This is a genomic window from Reyranella sp., assembly GCF_965279625.1.
Classification (GTDB): domain Bacteria; phylum Pseudomonadota; class Alphaproteobacteria; order Reyranellales; family Reyranellaceae; genus Reyranella.
Genome location: NZ_OZ257251.1, coordinates 4,917,891 through 4,933,296, shown reverse-complemented (window position 1 = coordinate 4,933,296; position 15,406 = coordinate 4,917,891). Strand labels below are relative to the sequence as shown.

Here is a 15,406-nt window from a genome sequence, read left to right as displayed (position 1 = left end):
CGCTCCCGGACATTGCTGCGCAATGTCCTGACGCTGACTACGCCAAGCGGAAAACCCGCCGGGCATTCGTCTCGTAGATCTTCTTTCGCTCCTCCTCCGTGACGCTCGCCCCGTCCATGAAACGCACGGCATCGGCGTCGTCTTCGTAAGGGAAGTCGGCGGCGAAGAGGATGCGGTCGACGCCCAACTCGTCCAGCGAGAGGCGCAGCGCCGGCATCGAGGTCACACCCGACGTGGTGATCACGAAGTTGTCGAGGAAGTATTCGCTCGGGAGTCGCGGCAGCTTCTGGCAGGCGCCGATCTGCACTTCCAGCCGATATCGGTTGTCGATGCGCTGCAGCCAGAAGGGAAGGCCTTCGCCCATGTGCCCGAGGACGACCCTGAGCTTCGGATGCCGCGCGAAGGTGCCCGACATGATGAGGCGCATCGCATGCAGGCCGGTCTCGGCGGCGAAGCCCCAGCCGGCGAACCACAGCGCATAGTCGAGATAGGGCGCGACCCAGGAGGCGGCGGGCTCGCGGGGATGGAGATAGATCGGCATGTCGTGCGCCTCGGCCGCCTCGAGGATCGGCCGGAACTTCGGCGCGTCGAGATACTCGCCCTTCGTATGGGAGTTCACGATCAGGCCGTTCAGTTTCAGGCTCCCGGCGGCGCGCTCGATCTCCTTCGCGGCCGCCGCGGGATCCTGCGGCGCGATCGCCGCCAGGCCGGCGAAGCGCGTCGGATGGGCGCGCACGGCGGCGGCCAGCGCGTCGTTCGACTCGGCCGCGAGCCGTGTCGCGAGCGAGGCCTCGAACACCTGCACGCCCGGCGAGGTGAGCGAGAGAACCTGCATGTCGATGCCGATTGCATCCATGTGGGCGATGCGGGCAGCGCCGATGTCGAGCAGGCGATCGTCCATCGGCTTGTTCACCGGCGTCTGCGCAAGGATCGTTTCGCCCATCTTCGCGAAACCCGGCTCGACGTCGGCTCCCGCCAGCACCTTCTGCCATTCCGCCAGGATCTCGGGCGTCACGAAAGCTTCTTCGACCGCGATACGTCGAAAAGACATGTTCACGCTCCCTGCTCCGTTACGCCGAACCTACGTCAGTGCGCCCCAATCGCCGAGTTCATTTCGTATGTAATCGACCGTCCATTCCGCGTAGCATGAGGCGCGTTCACACAGGAGCAACCGGATGACGAAGCCCGAAGACGACTCGTCGCTCCCGTCCCGCCGAATGGCCATGACGTCCGGTGCGGCCCTGCTGGGCACGACCCTGCTGGCGGGCGGTGTCTCTCAAGCGCAGGCCCAGGCGCCCGCCACGGCTCCGGCCGCTCCCGCAAGCGCCGCGATGCCCGCCGGCTACAACATCCTCTTCGTGCTGGTCGACCAGGAGCATTTCTTCCCGACCTGGCCGTTCCCGGTGCCAGGGCGCGAGGCGATCAAGAAGAAGGCCGTCACCTTCCTCAATCACCAGGCGGCCTCCTGCGTCTGCTCCTCGGCGCGCTCGGTCGTCTATACCGGCCAGCACATCCAGCACACCGGCATCGCCGACAACCTCAACTCCATCTGGCAACGCGACCTCTCGACGAAGATCAAGACGATCGGCCACCGTCTCGCCGAGCTAGGATATCACGCCGCCTATCAGGGCAAGTGGCATCTCTCGGCGAACCTTGATCTCAACGACAAGCCGGTCGACGCGCCGCTGCTCGACTATCACAAGACCATGCAGTCCTACGGCTTCCAGGACTTCTTCGGCATCGGCGACATGATCGACGGAACCCTGGGTGGTTATTCGTACGACGACGGTACGCTCGCGACGGCGATCTCGTGGCTGCGGACGGAAGCTCAGACGCTGCGCACCAAGGGCCAGCCATGGTACCTCGCCGTCAATTTCGTGAACCCGCACGACACGATGTATTTCGACTCCGACATCGGAGCTGAGAACATCCAGGGCAAGCGCCACGCGTTCGGCATCGCCCGCGCTCCGGACGACGAACTCTACCGCGCGACCTGGGACGGCGTGCCACTCCCCGCGAGCCGCCACCAGCCGCTCGACGCGCCGGGGCGGCCGAAGGCACACCTCTACTACCAGCAATCCATCGACCTGCTGGTGGGCGCCTGGCCGGACGAGGATCGGCGCTGGCGCGCCCTGCGCAACTACTACTTCAACGCCATCCGCGACTGCGACCGCAAGGTGGAGCGCCTGATGCAGGCGCTCGAAGGCAACGGCATGGCGCAGAACACGATCGTCGTCTTCACGGCGGACCATGGCGAGCTGGGCGGCAGCCACCAGATGCGCGGCAAGGGCACGACCACGTACCGGGAACAGAACCACCTGCCCCTCATGATCGTCCATCCCGCTCTCGCGGGCGGCAAGCAGTGCCGGGCGCTGACCTCGCAGCTCGACCTCACGCCGACGATCCTGGCACTCACCGGCAAGGACGCCGCCGCCCGCGCCCGGGCCGGCGAGGGGCTGCCGGGCAAGGACTTCTCCGCGCTGCTGCGCGACCCGGACGCCGCGGGAGAGAAGGCCGTGCGACCGGCCACTCTTTTCAATTTCGACATGCTGTCCTACGCGGATCCCACCTGGGCTGCGATGACGATAGACACCCGCACCTACAGGACGAAGCCACCCGCGCAGCAGGAGGCGATGCTGACGGGGCATCCGCCGGACTTCCGGAGCCGGACGTCGATCCGCAGCATCTTCGACGGCCGCTACCGCTTCTCGCGCTATTTCTCGCCTGTCCTGTTCAACACGCCGAAGACGATGGAGGAGCTGCTCGCGAAGAACGACCTCGAGGTCTACGACCTGCAGGCCGATCCCGACGAGATGGCCAACCTGGCGCTCGACCCTAAGAAGAACGGCGACCTCATCCTCGCGCTCAACCAGGTGACGAACGAGCGCATCGCCGAGGAGGTGGGTGTCGACGACGGATCGTTCCTGCCGATCCGGGACGGGAAGTGGAAATTTCCGCCATTGGATGAAAGATAGGCGTGGAGAGAGCCATACGTCGCTCCCGGACCTTGCCGAAGGCAATGTCCTGACGCTCACCGGCTTAGAAGGCCGGGCTTCGCTCGGCCTTCTAAGCCGATCGCTCGAACGTGCCGGTCAGCGCGGCCTTGGCCAGCGTATTGAAATGCAACTGAAACCCAACGACGGCGGCTGAAGTCTCGGCATTCACCGGCAGGCTCTCCTCCTTCACGGCGAACACCGTGAACACGTAGCGGTGCGGGCCGTGGCCCTGCGGCGGGCACGGGCCGCCATAGCCCGGGGCGCCGAAGTCGGTGCGCGTCTGCAGGGCGCCCTTCGGGAGAAGGCCAGCCTTCGGGTTGCCGGCATCGAGCGCCAGCTCGGTCGTGCCGGCGGGGATGTTGACCACTACCCAGTGCCAGAAGCCCGAGCCGGTCGGCGCGTCGGGATCGAAACAGTGCACGGCAAAGCTCTTGGTGCCCTCGGGCGCGCCCGACCAGCGCAGGTGCGGCGACTTGTTGCCGCCGCCGCAGCCGAAGCCGTACTCGGCCGACAGGATGTGCTCCATGCCGAGGGCGGCGCCTTCCTGGAAGCTGTCGCTGGTCACGGTGAAGGACATGGTTGTTTCCTCGCTGTTCAAGAGATGTGTTGCACCGGCTCACGGCCCGAATGGGAGCGGGCGAAGCCCGGTCCTATTCAGGCTTGATCCCGATCTCCTTCATCACCTCGAGCATGATCTTGCTGTCGCGCTGGAAGACCTTGTTGGTCTCCTCAAAGCTGAGCGGGCCCACGATCAGGAAGTTGGCCATCAGCGCCTTCACCTTCTCGTCGGTGCCGGCCTCGATCAGCGTGTCGGAAAGCTTCTTGGCGATGTCCTTCGGCGTCGCGGCCGGGACGGCGAAGACGGCGAAGGCGCGGGTCTCGTAGAATCCGCCGACGGCGCCCTGCTCCACCATCGTCTCGACGCCGGGATAGGCCGGCAGACGGTCGCCCATCATGGCGATGGCCTTGCCCTTGCCGGAAGCGATCACCGCCGCCGCACCGGCGGGGCTGCCGGCCGCGCCGTCGAGCTGCTGGGCCGCCACGTCGGCGAACATCGCCGCCTCGCCGCGATACTGCACGACCTCGACCTTGAACCCGTACTGGCGCGCCATCGTCTCGATCAGCATCTGCGGCGTCGAGCCGGGCCCGTAGGCGCCGAAGTTCAGCTTGTCGACCTTCTTGGCGTATTCGAGGAACTGCTTGAGGTTGGTGGCACCGGTCTTCTCGGCCGCCACGACCGGACCGCCCAGGCTGGTGGTCATGGTGAGATAGGTGAAGTCCTTCTCCGGATCGTACGGCAGGTCCTTCACCGTGACCCGGTTCTGGATCAGCGACGAGGAGATGGTGCAGAGGATGGTGTAGCCGTCCGGCGGCGCGCGCTTGACCTCGGCCACGCCGATCGTGCCGCCGGCGCCGCCTTTGTTCTCGACCACCACGGAGGTGCCGAGCTTTCGGCCGAGATATTCACCATAGACGCGCGCGATACCGTCGGTCTGGCCGCCCGCCGGATAGGGCACGAGGATGCGGATCGGCTTGTTCGGGAACGCGCCCTGCGCCCGCGACGAGGTGGCGAAAAGAGCCGGCGCCGCGAGAGCGCCCGCACCCGCAACGATGAGCCCGCGACGAGTCGGTGTACGCATACTTCAGTCCTCCCTGATCCAGGGCCTTCGCGCCCCTTGATCTTGCGGGCGGAACACTAGTTCAGGACGAGTGAAGGCAGCAAGCAGATGGCGCACGGTCGCGACTTTGTGCGCTACAGTCGGAACGGATTCGAAGGAGCCTTCCGCTGCACGACGCGACATCGCCGCTATTCATTTCGCTGTTCGGGATCGCAGGCGTCGCCTTCGCCTATCTCCTGGGCTCCATACCCACGGGCTATCTGGCGGGCAGGCTCCGCGGCATCGACATTCGCGAACATGGCTCGGGGTCGACCGGCGCGACCAACGTGTTGCGCACGCTGGGCAAGGGACCGGCGCTGGCGGTGCTGGTCGTCGACGTGCTGAAGGGGGTCGCGGCGATCCTGCTGGCGCGCTGGCTCTTTCCCTGGCTGCAGGCGCCGGCGGCGTGGCTGCCCTGGACCGTGTGCCTGTGCGGCCTGGCGGTGCTGCTGGGACACAGCCGCTCGATCTGGCTGGGGTTCACCGGCGGCAAATCGGCGGCAACGGGACTTGGCGTCCTGCTCGCTCTGTCCTGGCCGGTCGGCATAGGCGCGGCGGCCGTTTTCCTCGCCGTGCTGGCGCTCGTGCGGATCGTGTCGCTCGCCTCGATGCTGGCCGCGGTGACGGCCGCGATCCTCGTCTGTGTCCTGCCTGAGCCGCTGCCCTCTCGCCTGCTGGTCATCGCCGGCGGCCTCTACGTGCTCGCACTCCACCGCGCCAACATCGCGCGCCTGCTCGCCGGCACCGAGCCCAAGGTGGGGCGCAGCAGCGCCTGAACCCTTGTCATCCTGAGCGAAGCGAAGGATCCAACCCTCGCGACACAGTCCTTTGGTCGTTCCGTGAGGTCCTTCGCTGCGCTCAGGACGACCGGTTTCGGTCGCGCATCAATTCGGCAATCGCCTGGTCGAGATGGGCCTGCAGGAACGGCTTGTTGAGGCGCGGGATGCCGGTGCCTTCGCCGTTGGGCAGCTCGGCATAGCCGGTCGCCAGCAGGATCGGCAGATCGGGGCGTTCCCGCCTGATCGCGGCGATCAGTTCGGTGCCGGTCATGCCCGGCATCGCCTGGTCGGTGACGACGAGATCGACCCTCTTCATCCGCGCGAGGGCCGACAGCGCCTCGTGACCGGAATAGGCGGTGGTGACCTCATGGCCGAGATCCTCCAGCATGGCAGCCGTGTTGACGAGGATCAGCGCATCGTCGTCGACCGCGAGGATATGAAGCGATGTCGCTTCCGGCGCCGGCGCCGAGGGGGAGCGCTGCGTCGGGACATCGGCGCCGGCGGCCACCGGGATCCACAGCGACGCGGTCGTGCCGGCGCCCGGCCCGCTCTCGAGCTGCAGCCGGCCGCCCAGCTGCTCGGCGAGGCCGTGCACCATCGAGAGGCCGAGGCCGGTGCCCTTGCCCACGCCCTTGGTCGTGAAGAAGGGCTCGGTCGCGCGCGCCAGCGTGGCCGCGTCCATGCCATGGCCCTGGTCGCGCACCGAGAGGCGCACGTAACGGCCGGACGGCAGCGGGAACGGCGAGGCCGGCCCCGCTTCAACCTCGGCTGCGGAGATGGCGATCGTGCCGCCGCGCGGCATGGCATCGCGCGCGTTGACCACGAGGTTGAGCAACGCCATCTCGAGCTGGTTGACGTCGACCCGTACCGGGGCGAGCGATGGCGGACAGTCGACGTCGAGCACGATCGCGGGGCCGAGCGTGTGGTCGAACAGCGTCGTCATGCCGGCCACCAGCGCAGCGACCGAGGCCAGTTCGGGATCGAGCTCCTGCCGTCGCGCGAAGGCCAGCATGCGCTGCGTCAGGGTGGCGCCGCGGCGCGCCGCCTGCATGGCATTGTCGATCAGCAGCAGGTTCTTCTCGTCCGGCGACAGGCGCTTGCGTACCAGTTCGAGGCTGCCGATCACGGCCGTCAGCAGGTTGTTGAAGTCGTGCGCGACGCCGCCGGTGAGCTGGCCGATCGCCTCCATCTTCTGCGACTGGAACAGCGCCTCGCGCGCGCGCTCCAACTCGAGCTGGGCGTCGCGGCGTTCGGTGATGTCGCGGGTGACCTTGGCGAAACCCAGCAGCGCGCCGTCGGGCCCGCGCACCGGATCGATGACGGCGCTGGCCCAGAAGCGCGTGCCGTCGCGGCGCACGCGCCAGCCCTCCTTCTCGAAGCGGCCCTCCTGGACCGCCGTCGCCAGCGCCCGTTGCGGCTCGCCGGCGGCGCGGTCCTCCTCGGTGTAGAAGCGCGAGAAGTGCTGGCCGACGATCTCCTCGGCCGTATAGCCCTTGATGCGCTGGGCGCCGGCGTTCCATGTCGCCACGTTGCCCTCGGGGTCGAGCATGTAGATGCCGTAGTCGGTGACGCTCTGCACCAGCAGGCGGGTTTCCTCCTGGCTGCGGCGCAACTGCTCTTCGGCCGCCCGCCGCCGGGTGAGATCGCGCGTGACCTTGGCGAAGCCCAGCAGCATGCCGTCCGGACCACGGATCGGTTCCATGACGACGTGTGCCCAGAAACGCGTGCCGTCCTTGCGCACGCGCCAGCCCTCGTTCTCGAACCTGCCTTCCCGCAACGCGAGGTCGAGCGCCCGCGCCGGCAGGCCGGAGCGGCGATCCTCCTCGGCATAGAAGCACGAGAAATGGCTGCCGACGATCTCGGCCGCGCTATAGCCCTTGAAGCGCTCCGCCGCACTGTTCCAGCTCACGACGTTGCCAGCCGGATCGAGCATGTAGACGGCATAGTCCAGTACGCCCTCGGCCAACGGGCGGAACGAGTTCCCGTCGGCCCGTTCGCTGGAAAACGGAAGAACTTCGGGGGCGTGGACCGTCATGCTTCTGTGTAGCACGGATAGGAGGCGCGCGGCGGGATTGCCGAAGCACGGTCGGGTCGTGGAGACGTGAAACCACGGCGAGTTCCTAACTTGCTCTCCTTGGCATATGCATAGGACTGTGCATTTTGGGCAGTCCTGGGTCGTAGCTTTTCATGATGTTTCCGCAAAAATCACTTCTTCCCGGACTGACCCTAATTCTTGTTGCAGTCGCCGGCATGCCGGCCCTGGCGGAGCCGTCGGCTCCCGCCTGGAACATGTACCAGGGGGGTACGAGCCTCGAGATCCAGTACACGGCCGGCGCTCTGAACACGGTTTCGGGCGGCGTGGCCGGCAATCATGCCGCTCTCATCGACGTTGCGATTGGAGGCGCCAGGATCAACGGGTTCACCATCGATACCGGCTCCACCGGCATCGCAATCTCGGCCGCTCTGCTTCCATCGCTCGCGGCTTACAAGCCGCTCGGCGCCGGCACCATCAACTACGACAGCAGCGGCGCCTCGCCGTCCGGCACGTTCTATGAGTTGCCCGTCAGCCTGCTCGGCGGCACCTCGGGCGGCACCCCCGCGACGGGTTCAACCACCGTCAAGGTGCTGGTCGTTACCAACGACGACAACACCAGGTATTTCGGCATCGGCAACAACAGGAACAACGTCTACAGCGGCACGATCAACCCCTCTCTCACCTTTGCCCAGAACGTGGCTCAAGGGAATCTCACGCAGGTCTCGGCGGTGGGGATGAATCCCCTGCTCAACGTTTCGGTGAACGGCACAGCGTTGCCCAACCAGGGCTATGTCGTCATGAACGACCGGATCGTCGTCGGCCTGACCACGGCCAACAACGGCTATTCGTTCGTCCAGCTCACTCCGGATGCGGCAAACGGGCCCAACCTCTGGAACGGCATTCCGGTCTCGCTCAAGGTCGGAAGCGGCGCCGCTGGCAGCGGAACGATTCTCCACGACACCGGCATCGACTATGCCTTCCTCAAGCCGTTCGGCCACGACAACGAACGGGTCGACATCTCCATGCCGGGCACCTCGGCGACGGGTGCCCTTTACAGTTTCGACATCGACCGCTCAAAGCTGCAGTGTGCGACCACTTCCAGCAACTCGATGAAGCCGTGCCGCGTCGAGGGCTCCACCTCGAGCACGCCGTTCCTCAACACCGGCCGGCAGTTCTTTGCCGGCTTCAACTACCTGTTCGATCCGGTGAACGGCTTCGTGGGCTATTCACTGTCCGATTCCGGTCTGACCACCACTGCGACGCTGGATCCAATGCTGGCGCTGACGGGCACGCTCGCGCTTGCAAGCGGCTTCACCACTGATTTCGACGCCTACCTCATGGGCAACACGACGTTCAGTCAGACGGGTACCGGCACCTTCTCCGGCACCATCTCCGGGCCAGGTGGCCTCACCATCTCGGGCGGCACGGTCAACCTGCTGGGCAGCAACACCTTCACCGGCGGCCTGTGGATCGCCTCGGGCGGCACGCTGCGCGCCGGCACCGATGCCGCCATGGGCGCTTTGTCGGGCGGCCTCACCTTCACCGGCGGCACGCTGCAGGCGACCTCGGCCTTCACCATCGACCGCTCGGTCACGGTGGGTGCCGGCGGCGGCACCTTCGACACCAACGGCAACGACCTGCGCGTCAGCAGGGCGATCGGAGGCAGCGGCGGCCTGACCAAGACGGGCCCGGGCATCCTGACGCTGTCGGGCGCCAACAGCTACACCGGCGGCACTTTCGTCAACGAAGGTACTCTGCGTCTCGCGGCGGGCGCATCGCTATCGCCATTCGGCGCACTCGTCGTCAATGGCGGTACCTTCGATCTGAATGGCAACAATGTCAGCGTCGCCCTGCTCCAGGGAACCGGCGGCACGATCTCGCTGGGCGCCAGCACGCTCACCGTCACGGAGTCGGCCAGCACGACGCTCGCCTCCGTCCTCACCGGCAGCGGCGGCCTCTCGATGCAGGGCACGGGGCTGCTGAACCTGACGGGCATAAACACCTATACCGGCCCGACCACGGTCTCGAACGGCCGGCTTGCGGTGAACGGCAGCATCACCAGCGACGTGACGGTCGGTCCAGGAGGCAGCCTGGGGGGTGCCGGCACGATCTTCGGCAGCGTGACCAACGGCGGCATGCTGGCCCCTGGCAACTCGATCGGCACGCTGACCGTCACGGGCAACCTCACCCAGACGACAGGCAGCACCTATCAGGTCGAACTCAACAACCAGGGCCAGGCCGATCGCGTGAACGTCACCGGCACTGCCGTGCTGGGCGGCACAGTGAACTTCATTGGCGACCCCGGCTCCTACGCCGCGCAGCAGACCTACACGATCGTGAATGCCACCGGCGGAGTCACCGGCAGCTTTGCCGGCGCCATGGGCAACTACGCCTTCCTGTTTCCGTCGCTGAGCTACGACGCCAACAACGCCTACCTCACCGTCTCGCGCAGCTTCGCGCGCGGTGCACAGACGCCGAACCAGGCGGCGGTCGGCGCGGCGTTCGACGCCAGCGCCGCGACCGCCACCGGCTCGTTCGGCAGCGCCATCGCCACCCTCACCACCCTGTCGCCCGCCGCGGGCACGGCGGCACTGAACGCACTCAGCGGCCAGAACTATTCCGGCTTTTCCTCGGTTGGCGTGGCGGGCGCGCAGCTCTTCATGAGCAACTTCGCAGGCCAGGCCGGCGGTTCCTCCGGCGGCAGCAACCGCGTGGCGCTGGCCGAGGCCTGCGACGTGGCCTGCGACAGCGTCACTCCGGCGCTGTGGGGCGCCTGGGGCGGCGCGGTCGGCGGTCTCGGCACCATCCTCGGCACGACGAACGCCGGCACCCTCACCTACAATCTCGGCGGCTTCGCCGCGGGTATCGACCGCAAGCTTTCGCCCGACTTCCTGCTCGGTGTCACCGTGGGCTACAGTGGCGGCACGCAATGGGTCCAAGGCTTCCAGGGCCAGGGTACGACCGGCACGGTGCAGGCCGGCCTCTACGGCAGCTACGCGCGCGGCCCCGTGTACGTGGATGCGCTTGCCGCCTATGCCTATTCCGACAACCAGATGACGCGGCAGATCGCGATCCCCGGCATTCCGGCGGCGACCGCGCAGGGCCGCGCCGGCGTCAATCAGGTGTTCGGCCAGGTCGAGACCGGTTATCGCTTCGATATCGGCGGCCTGGCTCAGGCCTTCGTGACGCCGTTCGCACGCCTGCAAGCCTCGACGGCAACCCAGAATGCCTTCACCGAGACCGGCGCCGGCTCGCTTGGCCTCAGCGTCGCCGCGCAGACGACCAATTCGCTGCGCACGGTATTCGGCGCGCAGCTTGGCGGCGCGATGGACCTCGGCTGGCGCGAGAAGCTTGCCCTGCAGTTCCGGCTGGGTTGGGGCCACGAGTTCGCCGACACGGCTCGCCCGGTCACAGCCTCGTTCATCGGTGCCCCGGCCTCACCCTTCACGACCTTCGGTGCGGCGCCGCAGCGCGACAGTGTCGTGCTGGGCCTCGCCGCCAGCACGGCGCTGGCCGACTCGACCTCGGCCTATCTCCGCTACGAGGGCGACGTCTCCAGCCAGACGTCCAGCCACGCGCTCACCACCGGCATCCGCATGGTGTGGTGAGGCCTGGGCTCAGCGCACCCGTTCGACAGCCTGGGCGATGACTTTGAGCTTTTCCTCGGCAGAACCCGCACTGCAGATCGGGTTGTCGGCAAAGGTGGCGAAGCCGCAGTCGGGATGGAACAGCAGCCGGTCCTTGCCGAACAGGTCGATGGCGCGGGCGATCTTGGCCACGACCTCCTCCACCGGCTCGGCCTCGGCGCATTTCTGGTTCACCACGCCGACGCCGATCCGGGCCTCGTCGGGCAGCGCCTTCAGGATCTCTAGCTCGCCGGCGCGCGGGGTGCACATCTCCAGGAGATAGGCGCCGACCCGCATCTGCTTCAGCGTGTCGACCAGCGGGCGATAGTCGCCGCTCAGCGCCACCGATTCGTCGGGCGTCCAGTTGCCGCGGCAGACATGCAGCGCAATGCGCTCGCGCGGGCTTCCCTCGACCACGGCATTGACCAGGTCGCGCGCGAAGGCAAGCTCGTGCGCCGGCTCGCGCGATTCCGAAAGCGCGCCGCACATGAAGGACGGGCCGCTCTTGGCACCGCTGAACACCACCTCCGACAGGACGGGCTCGTCGAACTGGACGAGCGACACACCGGCATCGAGCAGATCCTTCAGCTCGGCCCGCAGCGCCGTCACGATGTCCTGCGCGAGCTCCTCGCGGCTTTCATAAGCGCGCTCGTTGAGGCACTCCATCCACATGGTGCGCGTGAGCAGATAGGGGCCGGGCAGCGCGACCTTGAGGGGCTTCGCCGTCAGGGTACGCAGGAAATCGGCCTCGTGGCCCGCCAGCGGCCGGCTGCGCGAGATGCGGCCCAGCACCGCCGGATGGCGCACGTCGGCGGCCGGCACGTCGAGCGCCCTGAGCTCGCGCTCGAATTTCTCGGGATCGTCGACCAGCGGCAGCAGGTCAGTGAGCGGGATGAGCTGGCAATTGTCGAGCCGGGTCGCCACGAAGCTCGCATAGGAATCGCGGCGCTGCTCGCCATCGGTGAGGACGCCCGCCCCGGCCCGCTCCTGCGCGGCGACCACAAGGCGCACGGCGTCGTTGGCGGTCTCGTGGAACGCGGCCTCGTCGAGCTTGCCTTCTACGTAGGAATGCATGGCCTCAACCATCCAGCGCGGACGCGGCCAGGAGCCGATGCCCATGACGGACATCGGAGGCACAGACGGCGCGGCGATGGGGGTACGGGGGGCTTGGGGCTGCGACGACGCTTGAGTATGAGCGCCGCTGGAGTGGCGCACCCCCAGCGGCGCCTGGCCGCGCTCCGCGAGCTTGCCCTTGGCGATCACGAAGCTGCGCTGCTTGCCAACTTTCCGGAACGACACCAGCTCGTTCGAGGTGAGGCGGCACCAGGCCGGCAGGTCCTCGTCGACCGAGATTTCCGTCGAGAGGATTTCCAGCAGCTGGCCGCGCGCCATCGGATCGATGTGCTTGCGGATCAGCAGCAGCAGCCCGTTGCCGCAATCGAGATCGCCGCCGTCGAAGCTGACATCGGCACCGGTGATGCCCTCGGGAAACGCATGTGTCTCGGTCGGTTTCATGGCGGGGTCTCGCTGTTGCCGTAGAGATGGCCGAACGCGGCCTCGTCGAACTGGGCCACCGGACTATCGATCACCTTCCGCCCCTGCGACAGGCCGACGACGCGATCGGCGTAGGTGCGCGCCAGATGGACCTGGTGGAGCGAGCAGACGACGCCAACGCCGTCGCTGCGCGCGATACGCTGCAGCAGTTCGAGGACGCCCGCGCCGGCGGCGGGATCGAGGCTGGCAACGGGTTCGTCGGCGACGATCAGGCTTGGCCGCTGCGCCATGGCGCGTGCGATCGCCACCCTCTGCTGCTGGCCGCCCGACAGCGTGTCGGCGCGCTGCATCGCCTGGCGCAAGAGCCCGACCCGATCGAGGCATTCCAGCGCCAGCAGCCGGTCGTCACGGTCGAAGCGACGCATCACGCCGCGCCACGCCGGCACATGGCCGAGACGGCCGGCCAGCACATTGTCGAGGGCGCTGAGGCGGCTCACCAGGTTGAACTGCTGGAACACCACGGCGATGCGGCGGCGGGCGCGTCCGTGCAGCTTCGCGATATCGTCGTCGTCAACGCGGACCTCGCCCTTGTCGGGTGGCAGCAGGCCGGTCAGGCAGCGGAACAACGTCGTCTTGCCGGCGCCGCTGGGCCCCAGAACGGCAACGAACTCGCCCTCGCGCACGGTGAAGCTGATGTCGTCGATCGCCGCATGGCCCTTGAAGGCCTTGCCGAGACCGACGGCTGTAAGACGTGGAGCGCCGCTCATGAACGTATGAGCCGCTTGCGCAGCCAGGCCGAGACTTGGTCGAGCACGGTCACGACCACCAGGATCATGGCGATGATGGTGAAGAGCCGCGGGAAGTCGAGCAGGTCCATGCTGTTCTTCAGTTCCAGCCCGATCCCGCCCGCACCGACCACACCCAGCACGGTCGAGGCGCGGATGTTGAACTCCCACCAGAAGAGCGTGGTCGAGAGCATGACCGGCAATATGTCCGGCACCAGCGCATAGCAGATCGCGGTGAAGCGCCCGGCGCCGGTCGTGCGCACGGCTTCGAGCGGCCCGAGATTGGCATTCTCGATATGGTCGGCGAAGAACTTGGCGGCACTGCCCCAGGTGTGGAGCGCAATGCCGATCACGCCCGCGAAGGGGCCGAGGCCGACCGCCGCGACGAACAGCAGCGCGAAGACGAAGGAGTCGATGCCGCGCAGCGCGTTCAGGAACCAACGCACCGGGTAATAGAGCGCGGGCCACGGCGTGATGTTGCGGCTGGCGAGGATCGCCATCGGGATGGCGAGCAGCGTCGCCAGCGTCGTGCCCAGCGCTGCCATCGCCACCGTCTCGGCGATGCGATAGGCGAACAGCGGCACCTCGCGCGTGTCGGGCGGCCAGGCCGACGCGATCCAGTGGCCGAGCCTGGGCAGGCCGGTCGCCAGCCGTTCGAGGTCGATGCCCGCGAGGTCCCACGACACGGCATAGAAAGCGAGGACGAGCGCCGCGATGAGCCAAAGGCGCAGGCGTCGGACACTGAAGCCACGCCCCTGCGCCTCGAGTTCGGCAAGCGCTTTTTCGGCCGCGCTCGCCATCAACGCATACTCGACACGTCGACCGTCCTTGACCCACTCACCTCACCCTTGTAAGTCGGCGTCTGCCGGATCGGCTAGACTAGCCGGCGCGGTGGCGGCGGGTAGACCGACTCACCCCGGGGCGTCGAAGCTCGTTCCTCAGCAAGGTCGCCCGTCCGTCGTTCCAGCGAACCCGAACAGTCGCGTGGGCCGCATCGCGAGCTCGCTTTCGCAAGGAAGGGTTGCCATGGAACACCGTCGCATTGTCGGCATCGACGTGTCGAAGGACCGACTGGATGTGCATGTCCTGCCGTCGCAGGAGGCCTTTGCGGTTTCCCGCGACGCAACAGGCCTCGTCGAGCTGTGCCGCCGCCTGGGCGACACGGTGGACCTCGTGGCGGTCGAAGCCACTGGCGGCTACGAGACCCTCGTCGCCGCGACCCTCTCGGACCACGGCATGCCTGTGGTGATCGTCAATCCGGCACAGGTCCGGGCCTTTGCCCAGGCGCTGGGACAGCGTGCCAAGACCGATCCGATCGACGCGTCGGTCATCGCCCGCTTCGCCGAGGCCACCCGGCCCCAGATCCGGCTGCTGCCCGATGGGGCCGCTCGCCTGCTTTCCGATCTGATGGCGCGCCGGCGCCAGATCGTCGAGATGATTGCGTCCGAACGTCAGCGCCTGTATCGCACCGAGCCGCCGCGCGTGCGCAAGAGCATCGAGCGATTGTTGAAGGCTCTTGAGCGCGAACTCGGCACTATCGACCATGACATCGATGGCGCCGTGCGCGGTTCACCGCTGTGGCGGGAGAAGGAAGACCTGCTGGCATCGGTGCCAGGCATTGGCTCGATCATCGCCAGGACCTTGCTGGCCGAACTGCCCGAGTTGGGGCGGCTCGATCATAAAAAAATTGCAGCGCTTGCCGGCCTGGCTCCCTACACACGCCAGTCCGGTCTCTGGAAGGGCAAGGCCCGCATCGGGGGCGGACGGGCGGTGGTCCGAACGGCCCTCTTCATTGGCGCCCAAGTCGCCAAGCGCTGGAACCCACCCTTGAAAACCTTCTACGAGCGCCTCATCGCCGCCGGTAAGACCAAGATGGTCGCCACCATCGCCGTCGCCCGCAAACTTCTTGTCATCCTCAACGCCATCCTCAGAGACAGGACACCATGGCAAAACGCTTGACCTCAGACACAGTCGCTGAGGAGCGAACGCAGTGAGCGTCTCGAAGGGTGGACAACAAACGAGGTGCGCGTGCC

The 15,406-nt window shown here is 67.2% G+C and carries 11 protein-coding genes; 4 read left to right on the top strand and 7 right to left on the bottom strand.

What is annotated here, in order from left to right; all coding sequences use genetic code 11:
• Window positions 1-37: 37 nt before the first annotated feature.
• Window positions 38-1,051 carry an amidohydrolase family protein gene (locus ACQY78_RS23895; RefSeq protein ID WP_428679630.1) on the bottom strand — a complete coding sequence of 338 codons (1,014 nt, stop codon included), beginning with the start codon at window positions 1,049-1,051 and terminating at the stop codon, window positions 38-40.
• Between the two features lie 124 nt (window positions 1,052-1,175).
• On the opposite strand from ACQY78_RS23895, the gene ACQY78_RS23890 reads away from it, so the two are divergent.
• Window positions 1,176-2,975, top strand: a complete 1,800-nt coding sequence (locus ACQY78_RS23890) for a sulfatase-like hydrolase/transferase (protein WP_428679628.1) — start codon at window positions 1,176-1,178, stop codon at window positions 2,973-2,975.
• Between the two features lie 91 nt (window positions 2,976-3,066).
• Here the strand turns inward: ACQY78_RS23890 and ACQY78_RS23885 are convergent, their stop codons facing one another.
• Window positions 3,067-3,573 (bottom strand): YbhB/YbcL family Raf kinase inhibitor-like protein, encoded by a 507-nt coding sequence (locus ACQY78_RS23885; RefSeq protein WP_428679625.1) that lies wholly within the window; start codon window positions 3,571-3,573, stop codon window positions 3,067-3,069.
• A 73-nt stretch (window positions 3,574-3,646) separates the two neighbouring features.
• A complete protein-coding gene (locus tag ACQY78_RS23880) occupies window positions 3,647-4,636 on the bottom strand; it encodes a Bug family tripartite tricarboxylate transporter substrate binding protein (RefSeq protein WP_428679622.1) in 990 nt (329 codons plus the stop codon).
• 173 nt (window positions 4,637-4,809) lie between these two features.
• On the opposite strand from ACQY78_RS23880, the gene plsY reads away from it, so the two are divergent.
• Window positions 4,810-5,430: a glycerol-3-phosphate 1-O-acyltransferase PlsY gene (plsY, locus tag ACQY78_RS23875; protein WP_428686480.1), complete on the top strand. Its 621-nt coding sequence runs from the start codon at window positions 4,810-4,812 to the stop codon at window positions 5,428-5,430.
• An 82-nt stretch (window positions 5,431-5,512) separates the two neighbouring features.
• On the opposite strand, the gene ACQY78_RS23870 is transcribed toward plsY, so the two are convergent.
• The gene (locus ACQY78_RS23870; protein WP_428679620.1) at window positions 5,513-7,468 is read right to left on the bottom strand and encodes a PAS domain S-box protein; all 1,956 of its coding nucleotides are present in this window, start codon (window positions 7,466-7,468) and stop codon (window positions 5,513-5,515) included.
• A 215-nt stretch (window positions 7,469-7,683) separates the two neighbouring features.
• Here ACQY78_RS23870 and ACQY78_RS23865 point away from each other — a divergent pair, with 215 nt between their 5' ends.
• Entirely contained in the window at window positions 7,684-11,076 is a 3,393-nt protein-coding gene (locus ACQY78_RS23865) for an autotransporter outer membrane beta-barrel domain-containing protein (RefSeq protein WP_428679617.1), read from the top strand.
• A 9-nt stretch (window positions 11,077-11,085) separates the two neighbouring features.
• Here ACQY78_RS23865 and ACQY78_RS23860 read toward each other — a convergent pair whose 3' ends face one another.
• Genes ACQY78_RS23860 through phnE form a run of 3 tightly spaced genes read right to left on the bottom strand, consistent with a single transcriptional unit; the run spans window position 11,086 to window position 14,173 of the window.
• Window positions 11,086-12,609 (bottom strand): 5-methyltetrahydropteroyltriglutamate--homocysteine methyltransferase, encoded by a 1,524-nt coding sequence (locus ACQY78_RS23860; protein ID WP_428679615.1) that lies wholly within the window; start codon window positions 12,607-12,609, stop codon window positions 11,086-11,088.
• On the bottom strand, window positions 12,606-13,355 hold the full coding sequence (gene phnC / locus ACQY78_RS23855; protein WP_428679612.1) for a phosphonate ABC transporter ATP-binding protein: 750 nt from the start codon (window positions 13,353-13,355) through the stop codon (window positions 12,606-12,608). Before phnC ends, ACQY78_RS23860 begins: the two co-directional genes overlap by 4 nt.
• The gene (phnE, locus tag ACQY78_RS23850) at window positions 13,352-14,173 is read right to left on the bottom strand and encodes a phosphonate ABC transporter, permease protein PhnE (protein WP_428679609.1); all 822 of its coding nucleotides are present in this window, start codon (window positions 14,171-14,173) and stop codon (window positions 13,352-13,354) included. The genes phnC and phnE overlap by 4 nt, the downstream gene beginning before the upstream one ends.
• A 226-nt stretch (window positions 14,174-14,399) precedes the next feature.
• Between phnE and ACQY78_RS23845 the strand changes: the two genes are divergently transcribed.
• The gene (locus tag ACQY78_RS23845; protein ID WP_428676352.1) at window positions 14,400-15,332 is read left to right on the top strand and encodes an IS110 family transposase; all 933 of its coding nucleotides are present in this window, start codon (window positions 14,400-14,402) and stop codon (window positions 15,330-15,332) included.
• Window positions 15,333-15,406 lie beyond the last annotated feature (74 nt).